General features: G+C 75.1%; 9 protein-coding genes. 7 read left to right on the top strand and 2 right to left on the bottom strand.

Translation table 11 applies throughout. From position 1 onward, the window contains the following. Window positions 1–184 (top strand): hypothetical protein (locus tag DLJ47_RS37085; protein ID WP_233257999.1); only part of this gene is annotated, 184 nt, incomplete at its 5' end. A 163-nt stretch (window positions 185–347) separates the two neighbouring features. On the opposite strand, the gene DLJ47_RS24550 is transcribed toward DLJ47_RS37085, so the two are convergent. Further along, complete coding sequence (locus DLJ47_RS24550; protein ID WP_109903194.1) at window positions 348–1514, bottom strand: homogentisate 1,2-dioxygenase; 1167 nt, start codon at window positions 1512–1514, stop codon at window positions 348–350. Between the two features lie 95 nt (window positions 1515–1609). Here DLJ47_RS24550 and DLJ47_RS24545 point away from each other — a divergent pair, with 95 nt between their 5' ends. The 6 genes from DLJ47_RS24545 to DLJ47_RS24520 all read left to right on the top strand — a co-directional run bounded on the left by DLJ47_RS24545 (window position 1610) and on the right by DLJ47_RS24520 (window position 6429). After that, window positions 1610–2500 carry a hypothetical protein gene (locus DLJ47_RS24545; protein ID WP_109903192.1) on the top strand — a complete coding sequence of 297 codons (891 nt, stop codon included), beginning with the start codon at window positions 1610–1612 and terminating at the stop codon, window positions 2498–2500. 76 nt (window positions 2501–2576) lie between these two features. Continuing rightward, on the top strand, window positions 2577–3776 hold the full coding sequence (gene fahA, locus DLJ47_RS24540; RefSeq protein ID WP_109903190.1) for a fumarylacetoacetase: 1200 nt from the start codon (window positions 2577–2579) through the stop codon (window positions 3774–3776). Between the two features lie 177 nt (window positions 3777–3953). Next, on the top strand, window positions 3954–4163 hold the full coding sequence (locus DLJ47_RS24535; protein ID WP_109903188.1) for a DUF397 domain-containing protein: 210 nt from the start codon (window positions 3954–3956) through the stop codon (window positions 4161–4163). A gap of 190 nt (window positions 4164–4353) precedes the next feature. Then, window positions 4354–4839 carry an SRPBCC family protein gene (locus tag DLJ47_RS24530; protein WP_109903186.1) on the top strand — a complete coding sequence of 162 codons (486 nt, stop codon included), beginning with the start codon at window positions 4354–4356 and terminating at the stop codon, window positions 4837–4839. A 97-nt stretch (window positions 4840–4936) separates the two neighbouring features. Continuing rightward, entirely contained in the window at window positions 4937–6190 is a 1254-nt protein-coding gene (locus tag DLJ47_RS24525; RefSeq protein WP_109903184.1) for an outer membrane protein assembly factor BamB family protein, read from the top strand. 59 nt (window positions 6191–6249) lie between these two features. Beyond that, on the top strand, window positions 6250–6429 hold the full coding sequence (locus tag DLJ47_RS24520) for a hypothetical protein (protein ID WP_109903182.1): 180 nt from the start codon (window positions 6250–6252) through the stop codon (window positions 6427–6429). 101 nt (window positions 6430–6530) lie between these two features. On the opposite strand, the gene hisC is transcribed toward DLJ47_RS24520, so the two are convergent. Beyond that, complete coding sequence (gene hisC / locus DLJ47_RS24515) at window positions 6531–7634, bottom strand: histidinol-phosphate transaminase (protein WP_109903180.1); 1104 nt, start codon at window positions 7632–7634, stop codon at window positions 6531–6533. Between the last annotated feature and the right edge of the window lie 38 nt (window positions 7635–7672).

Genomic DNA, 7672 nt, shown 5'->3' with positions numbered 1-7672 from the left:
GCTCGACGCCGCGCCGGCGGCCGCCGTGGCCGGGGCCGACGCCGGCCTCGCCGGCGGGCCGGGCCGGCCGGACCGGCGCACGCGGCACCGCCGCCGGGTGTCCGCTGCCCAGCCCCGACCCTGGTCGGTGCGGCAGCACGACCAGCCCCGGCGGGGCGCCGTGATCCATCGGGGCCGGCGCTGAGCGTCTGATCAGCCAGCCGGCGGCCGCTGGTCGCCCGAGGTGCGCTCCGACCCGGCCAGCAGATGAGCGGAGCCGGCGTGATCGTGGCCCGTTGGCAGGCCACGATCACGCTGGCGGCAGCCGGGTCAGGAGCGGCCCGGTCCGGTCGGCCGACGGGTGCGGCTCAGCCGCGGCGCGCCCAGGTCCAGGCGTAGCCGTCGTCCTCGCAGGACTGGCCGGCGTCGCAGAGGTCGAGCGGGCGGAAGGTGTCGACCATGACGGCGAGCTCGTCGAAGTAGTCGACGCCGATCGAGCGCTCCGCGGCGCCGGGCTGCGGGCCGTGGGTGAAGCCGGACGGGTGCAGCGAGATCGAGCCCTGCTCGATGCCGGAGCCGCGCCGGGCCTCGTAGTTGCCGCCGGTGTAGAAGAGCATCTCGTCGGAGTCGACGTTGTGGTGGTTGTACGGCACCGGGATCGCGTCCGGGTGGTAGTCGACCTTGCGGGGCACGAAGGAGCAGATCACGAAGTTCGGGCCCTGGAAGGTCTGGTGCACCGGCGGCGGCTGGTGGATCCGGCCGGTGATCGGCTCGAAGTCGTGGATGGAGAACGCCCACGGGTACATGTGGCCGTCCCAGCCGACCACGTCGAACGGGTGCTGGGCGTAGACGTGCCGGGTCCACCCGCGACGGTGCCGGACCAGCACCTCCACCTCCTCGCCGTCGACCAGCAGCGGCGCGTCCGGCCCGCGGACGTCCCGCTCGCAGTACGGCGAGTGCTCCAGGAACTGGCCGCGTACCGAGAGGTAGCGCTTGGGTGGGCCGATGTGGCCGGCCGCCTCGATGGCGAGCAGCCGGGTCGGCTCGGCGCCGGTCGGCACCAGCCGGTGCACGGTCGAGGTGGGGATGATGACGTAGTCGCCGGCCACCGCGTCGAGCACGCCGAACGTCGACTCCACCCGCAGGGCGCCGGACTCCAGGTAGAGGCAGTGGTCGCCGGTGGCGTCCCGGAACAGCGGTGACGGCCGGTCGGCCAGCACGTACGCGATCCGGACGTCGTCGTTGGCCAGCAGGTACTGCCGGCCGAGCACCGGGTCGGCGCCGGCGCCGTCGAGCTTGTGGGTGCGCAGGTGCCGGGGCTTGAGCGGCAGGTTGGGCGTGCGGGTGAACGCCGGCGGGGTGAACTCCTCGGCGGCCACGATCGCGGTGGGCGCGTGCCGGTGGTAGAGCAGGGACGAGTCGGAGGAGAAGCCCTCCTGGCCCATCAGCTCCTCGGCGTAGAGGCTGCCGTCGGGCTGCCGGAACTGGGTGTGGCGCTTGCGCGGCACCTCGCCGACGCTGCGGTAGTACGGCATCTCGCCTCCCGGATTCGTCCCGTTCACCGCCGGTGAGCGTCCGATAATCGGACGCTGTTGTCCGTTCCTTGTAGCGTCCCGTACATTCTTGTCTCGTGTCAACGCAGGTGCCCGCGCTCCTCGACGGCCTGGTCGACGACGCCGCCGTCTTCCCGCCCGGCAGCGCGTCGCTGCCCGACGCGGTCGCCGCACACCGGCGGCACCGCACCTCCTGGTACGCCGACCTGGTCGGCCCGCTCCTCGTCCCGGCCACCAAGCTGCCGGCGCTGGCCGGCCTGCTCGGCTCCGACGAGCGGATCGACGTCGGCGTGATCGGCGACCTGCCGATCGGCCAGCTCGACAAGGTGCGTGCCGAGGCCGACCCGCGGCTGCGGGTCCGGCAGGTCGAGGCGGCCGTCGCCAAGCGTGGCGAGGACCCGCTGCCCGGCCTGGCCGAGCTGGTCGCGATGGCCCGCCGGGCCGCTGCCCCCGAAGGTGAGTCGGCGGACTCGGTTCCGGACCGCCTGGACGTCTACGCCGAGCTGCCGTTGACCTTCGGGTTGATGGGGGCGCTGGACGCCCTCGCCACGGCCCGCGCCGACGGGGTGCCGATCGCCGCGAAGTTCCGCACCGGCGGGCTGGCGGCCGAACTCTTCCCCACCCCGGCCGAACTGGCCGCGGTGATCTGCGCCTGCCGCGACCGGCAGCTGCCGTTCAAGCTGACCGCCGGGCTGCACCAGGCGGTCCGGCACCTGGACCCGGAGACCGGCTTCACCCACCATGGCTTCGGCAACGTGCTGGCCGCCACCCTCGCCGCGGCCGACGGCGCCGCCACCAGCACCGTCGCCGAGCTGCTCACCGCCGCCGACCCGCGCCCGCTGGTGCAGTGGGCCGAGCCGCGACTGGACACCGCGCGTCGGCTGTGGGTCGGCTTCGGGTCGTGCAGCATCCTGGAACCACTGACCGATCTGATCCGGCTGGGGCTGGTGAACGGGGGCGACGCATGAGCGAGCGTCAGCGAGCGAATCATCGACTCAGGGCGGTGGTGCCTCAGGGCGGCCCGGAGCGCAGCGGAGGGCCGGCATGAGCTGGGTGACGGGTGCCGACGGCTCGCCGTACGGGGTGCACAACCTGCCGTACGGGGTGTTCCGCCACGGCGAGCGCGAGCCGCGGATCGGCGTACGCATCGGGGACTTCGTGCTCGACCTGGCCGGCGCGGAGGCGGCCGGTCTGGTGCTCGCCGCCGGGGCGCTCGGCCAGCCCACCCTCAACGGGTTCATGGCGCTCGGCCGTCCGCAGTGGACGGCGGTCCGGCAGCGGGTGACCGAGCTGCTCACCGACGTCGCGCATTGGCCGGACGTGGAGCCGCTGCTGATCCCGCTCGACGAGGCGCGGATGCAGCTGCCGTTCGAGGTGGCCGACTACGTGGACTTCTACTCCTCCGAGCACCACGCGGCCAACGTCGGGCAGATCTTCCGCCCGGGCCAGCCGCCGCTGCTGCCCAACTGGAAGCACCTGCCGATCGGCTACCACGGCCGGGCCGGCACCGTGGTGGTCTCCGGCTCCCCGGTGGTGCGCCCCACCGGCCAGCGGGCCACCCCGCAGGGGCCGGTCGCCGGCCCGTCGGTGCGGCTGGACATCGAGGCCGAGGTCGGCTTCGTGGTGGGCGTACCGAGCCCGCTGGGCAGCCGGGTGAGCGTCGACGACTTCGCCGACCACGTCTTCGGCGTGGTGCTGGTCAACGACTGGTCCGCCCGGGACATCCAGGCCTGGGAGTACCAGCCGCTCGGCCCGTTCCTGGGCAAGTCCTTCGCCACCTCGGTCTCCGCCTGGGTCACCCCGCTGGACGCGCTCGGCGACGCGTTCGTGCCCGCCCCCGACCAGGATCCGCCGGTCGCGGACTACCTGCGGGACGTGCCGCACCTGGGGCTCGACCTGCGGCTGGCGGTGCGGTGGAACGGCGAGCAGGTCAGCGAGCCGCCGTTCGCCACCATGTACTGGACGCCGGCCCAGCAACTGGCTCACCTGACCGTCAACGGCGCGTCGCTGCGTACCGGCGACCTGTACGCCTCCGGCACCGTCTCCGGGCCGGAGCGGGACCAGGTCGGCTCGTTCCTGGAACTCACCTGGGGCGGCGCGGAGCCGATGAAGTTCGCCGGTGGCGAGACCCGGACCTTCCTGGAGGACGGCGACACGGTGACCATCAGCGCCACCGCGCCCGGCCCGGACGGCACCACGGTGGCGCTGGGCGAGGTGACCGGGACCATCCTCCCGGCGCGCTGACTGACCCTCTCGATCTCCCTGGGCCCTGGTCGCACCGAGTGTGCGACCAGGGCCCGTCACTGTCGCGTTGATCGCTCCGGATTCCGTCGCCGTGCCGCGCCGGACCGGGCCGGCGCCCCCTTCCGGCCGCGGTCCGGCGCGGCACGGCGTCCCACCGACGCGAGGGAGATGACGACGATGAACGAGTTCGCGGGCGCGGTCTGGCGCACCAGCAGCCGCTCCAACGACCAGGGGCTCTGCGTGGAGGTGGCCGACAACCTGGTCGGCGTCCTCGGCGTGGTCGGGGTGCGCGACTCGAAGGACCAGGCCGGGCCGACGCTCGCGGTGAGCCCGCCGGGGTGGACCGCGTTCGTGGCGGCTATCCGGGCCGGCCAGTTCCGGCCCTGACCCCCCGCTGACGGATCGGGTGGCCCGGCGCCGGCCGGGCCGCCGGCGACGGCCACCGCTGGTCGGACGGGGCCGCCGGACGTGGTCCCGCACCTGATCCGCACCGGCGCGGGTTCGGGTGATGAAAGTTTCACTGCGGAACCCCCGTTCCGCGCTCACCCGGCGTACCGTCGAGGCCACGGGAGGTGGCATGTCGACGGTGTCGGTTACCGAGTTCATCGAGGCGCACGCCGTCGACGTCTGGCGCCTCCTGGCCGATCCGCGGCTGCGCACCGCCCGCACCGGCGCCGCCGGCACTGTCGAACTGCTCACCGACGGCGGCTTCGGGCCGGGCGCCGCCTGGCGGGAGACCCGGCGCCAGCCCGACGGCAGCGCGCTGGTCGAGGAGTTCCTGGTGGTCGAGGCGGAACCGCCCCGGCGGCTGGTGCTCAACTCGCCCGGCGCCGGCGTCGACTATCAGATCACCTGGACGCTGCGCGAGGTCGAGCGGCGCGGGCGGGGCTGCACCGAGGTGACCGTCGCGCAGGAGGCGGCGCCGACCAGGCCGTACGGCCGGGTGGTCGCGCTGCTCCTCGGCGGGCTGGCCGCCCGCGCGGTGGAGGGGGCGCTGCGGCGGGATCTCGCCGACCTCGCCGCCGCGGCGGCGGCCACCGCCGGCTCGGCCGAGGCCGCCTGACGCCGGTCCGGCACGTCGCCGCCGACCGCGCTCGGCCGGCAGCCTGACCACGCCGCCACCAGCTCCGCTGGGTAGGGTGCCGGGCGGAGGTGCGGGCATGGGGTTGGCGAAGGGCCGGCGGCGGATCGTGATCGCCGTCGCGGCGCTGCTCGTGCTCGCCGCGATCGCCGTGACGGTCTACCGGGTGCTCGCCCCCGCCGAGGTCAGTACGGTCGCCCGGGCGGACTACCCGCCGGCTGCCACGCCGGCCGTCGGGGTGGTCGGCCGGCTGCCCGTCGCGCCGCTGATCGTGGACGGCCGGCTCCGGGTGTACGCGGGCCACCGGCAGGTCTACGCCGACCGCCCGGTCGACGGCCGGCACCGGACCACTCCGTTCTGGTCGTACCGCCGCTGGCCGGCCGAGCTGGACGGGGTGGTGGCGAGCGGAACCACCGTGGTCAGCCGCTGGTCGGACGGGCGGCTGGTGGCGCTGGACGCGCGGACCGGTCGGGTGGCGTGGCGGGCGGACGGACCCGAGCCGGTGGGGGACCGCATGGTGCGGCGCACCGGGGCGGCCGTGGTCTGGGAACCGCGGGGACTGCTGGCGACCCGCGCCGCCGACGGCCGCGAGGTGGTGATCAGCTCGGGCGACGGCACTGTACGCGGCTTCGGGCTGGCCGACGGCCGGCAGCTGTGGCGGGCCGAGGTCGACCCGACCTGCCGGGACACCGTCGGCGCCACCGCCGCGGGCCGGTTGGTCACCGTGGACGCCTGTGCCGGGCCGGCCGCTGTCGAGTTCCGGGACGCCGGCACCGGCGCGGTGGCCGGTCGCTGGCGTCCGGCCGGGGCCGGTGCGGACCTGACGGTCACCCCGCTCGGCTGCCGTACCGGCCGGGTCGGGTGTACCGCGTTGCGCACCGCCGGCCCGGGGGACGGCACCGGGCGGGGCTGGCTGCTCGGCTCCGGCGAGCCGGTCGCCGCGCCCGCACTCGACCCGGCGAACGCCGAGCTGGTCGGCGAGCAGGCGGTCGCGCTGGTCGACGGGGTGCTGACCGGCCGGTCGGCGCGCACCGGCGCGGAGCTGTGGCGCCGGCCCGAGCTCGGGTCGGGCCGGCTGATCGTGGTCCAGTTGGGCCGGGTGCACCTGCTGACCGAGGCGAACGACCTGGTGACGCTGGACTCGGCGACGGGCGTGCAGCTGTCCCGATTCCCGCTCAACGTCGGTTCGGACGGCACCGGCTGGACGCCCGGGGCGGTGTACGCGGACGGCCGGTGGGTGGCCGTCGAGCGACTCCGGAGGCCGGTCGACCCGGACGGGGACGACCAGCGCTACTTCATCACCGCCGAGCCGGTGATCCTCGCCGCGACCTGATCCGCCGCGGCCGGCGAGCCACCTCGACAAAACGGACATAAGTTATTTATAGTCCCGCTGTGCGACTCCTGGCAGCCCTGTTCGGTGCGTTCCTGATCCTGCTCACCCCGTCGCCGGTGGACGCCGCGCCACCGGCGCCGCGGACCGTGCAGCTCACCCGGACGGTCGGGGTCGACATCACCGTGCCGGCGAGCTGCGGCTCTCCGACGGGCCCGGTGGCCTGTCGGCCGGGCCGTTGAAGGCCGAGGCGGAGACGCTCGCCCGGTTCCGGCAGCCGGTGGCGGCCGCCTGAGACGTCCAGTCCGGTCCGCGGGGGATGGCGGACCGGACCGGCCCAGGATCAGGCCAGCGCCGACTCGGCGGCGGCGAGGAAGGCGTCGTTCTCGGCCGGGGTGCCGATGGTGACCCGGACCCCGTCGCCGGGGAACGGGCGGACGATCACCCCGCGCGCCTCGCACGCCTTGCCGAAGTCCACCGCCCGGTCGCCCAGCGGCAGCCAGACGAAGTTCGCCTGGCTGGCCGGCACGTCCGGGACCAGCTTGCGCAGCGCCTCGGTGACCCGCTCCCGCTCGGCCACCACCAGGGCGCAGCGCCGTTCCACCTCGGCGGCCTGGGCCAGCGCGGCGAGCGCGCCGGCCTGCGCGGCCATGCTGGTGGAGAAGGGCGTGACCACCTTGCGCACCGCCGCCGCCACCTCGGGCTGCGCCACCAGCCAGCCGATCCGCAGGCCGGCCAGGCCCCACGCCTTGGAGAGCGTGCGCAGCACCGCCACGTTCGGCCGGTCGAGGTAGCTCAGCCCGTCCGGCACCTCGGGGTCGGTGACGAACTCCCGGTACGCCTCGTCGATGACCACCAGCACGTCGTCCGGCACCGCGTCGAGGAACCGGTCCAGCTCCGCCCGGCGCACCGCCGTGCCGGTCGGATTGTTCGGGTTGCAGACCAGGATCATCCGGGTCCGGTCGGTCACCGCCGCGGCCATCGCCGCGAGGTCGTGCCCGTGCCCGGCGTCGTTGGGCACCCGCACGCTGGTCGCGCCGCTGGTCGCCGCGATGATCGGGTACGCCTCGAACGAGCGCCACGCGTAGAGCAACTCGTCGCCGGGCAGGCAGGTGGCCCGGACCAGGTGCTCGGCCAGCGCCACCGAACCGCAGCCGGTGGCGATCCGGTCGGCGGCCACGCCGTACCGCTCGGCCAGCGCCTCGCGGAGTGCGATGACGCCCATGTCCGGGTAGCGGTGCACCCCGGCGGCGGCCTCGGTCACCGCCTCCACCACGCCGGGCAGCGGCCCGTACGGCACCTCGTTGCTGGCCAGCTTGATCGCCTCGGGCAGCCCCAGCTCGCGGGCCAGGTCGGCCGGGCTGCGGCCGGGTACGTAGTTGGGCAGCGCGTCCAGGTCGGCGCGGGTCAGCCGCAGCGCCGGCTGCTGGCGTCCGGTGTCGGTCATGGGGTGTCTCCCGGGGGGTTGGTGCGGTCGTTCGGGGT

The organism is Micromonospora sp. S4605 (assembly GCF_003176715.1).
In the GTDB taxonomy this organism is placed as follows: Bacteria; Actinomycetota; Actinomycetes; order Mycobacteriales; family Micromonosporaceae; genus Micromonospora; species Micromonospora echinaurantiaca.
Note: the sequence above shows the minus strand (reverse complement) of the source record. Positions and strands in the feature narration are given on the sequence as shown.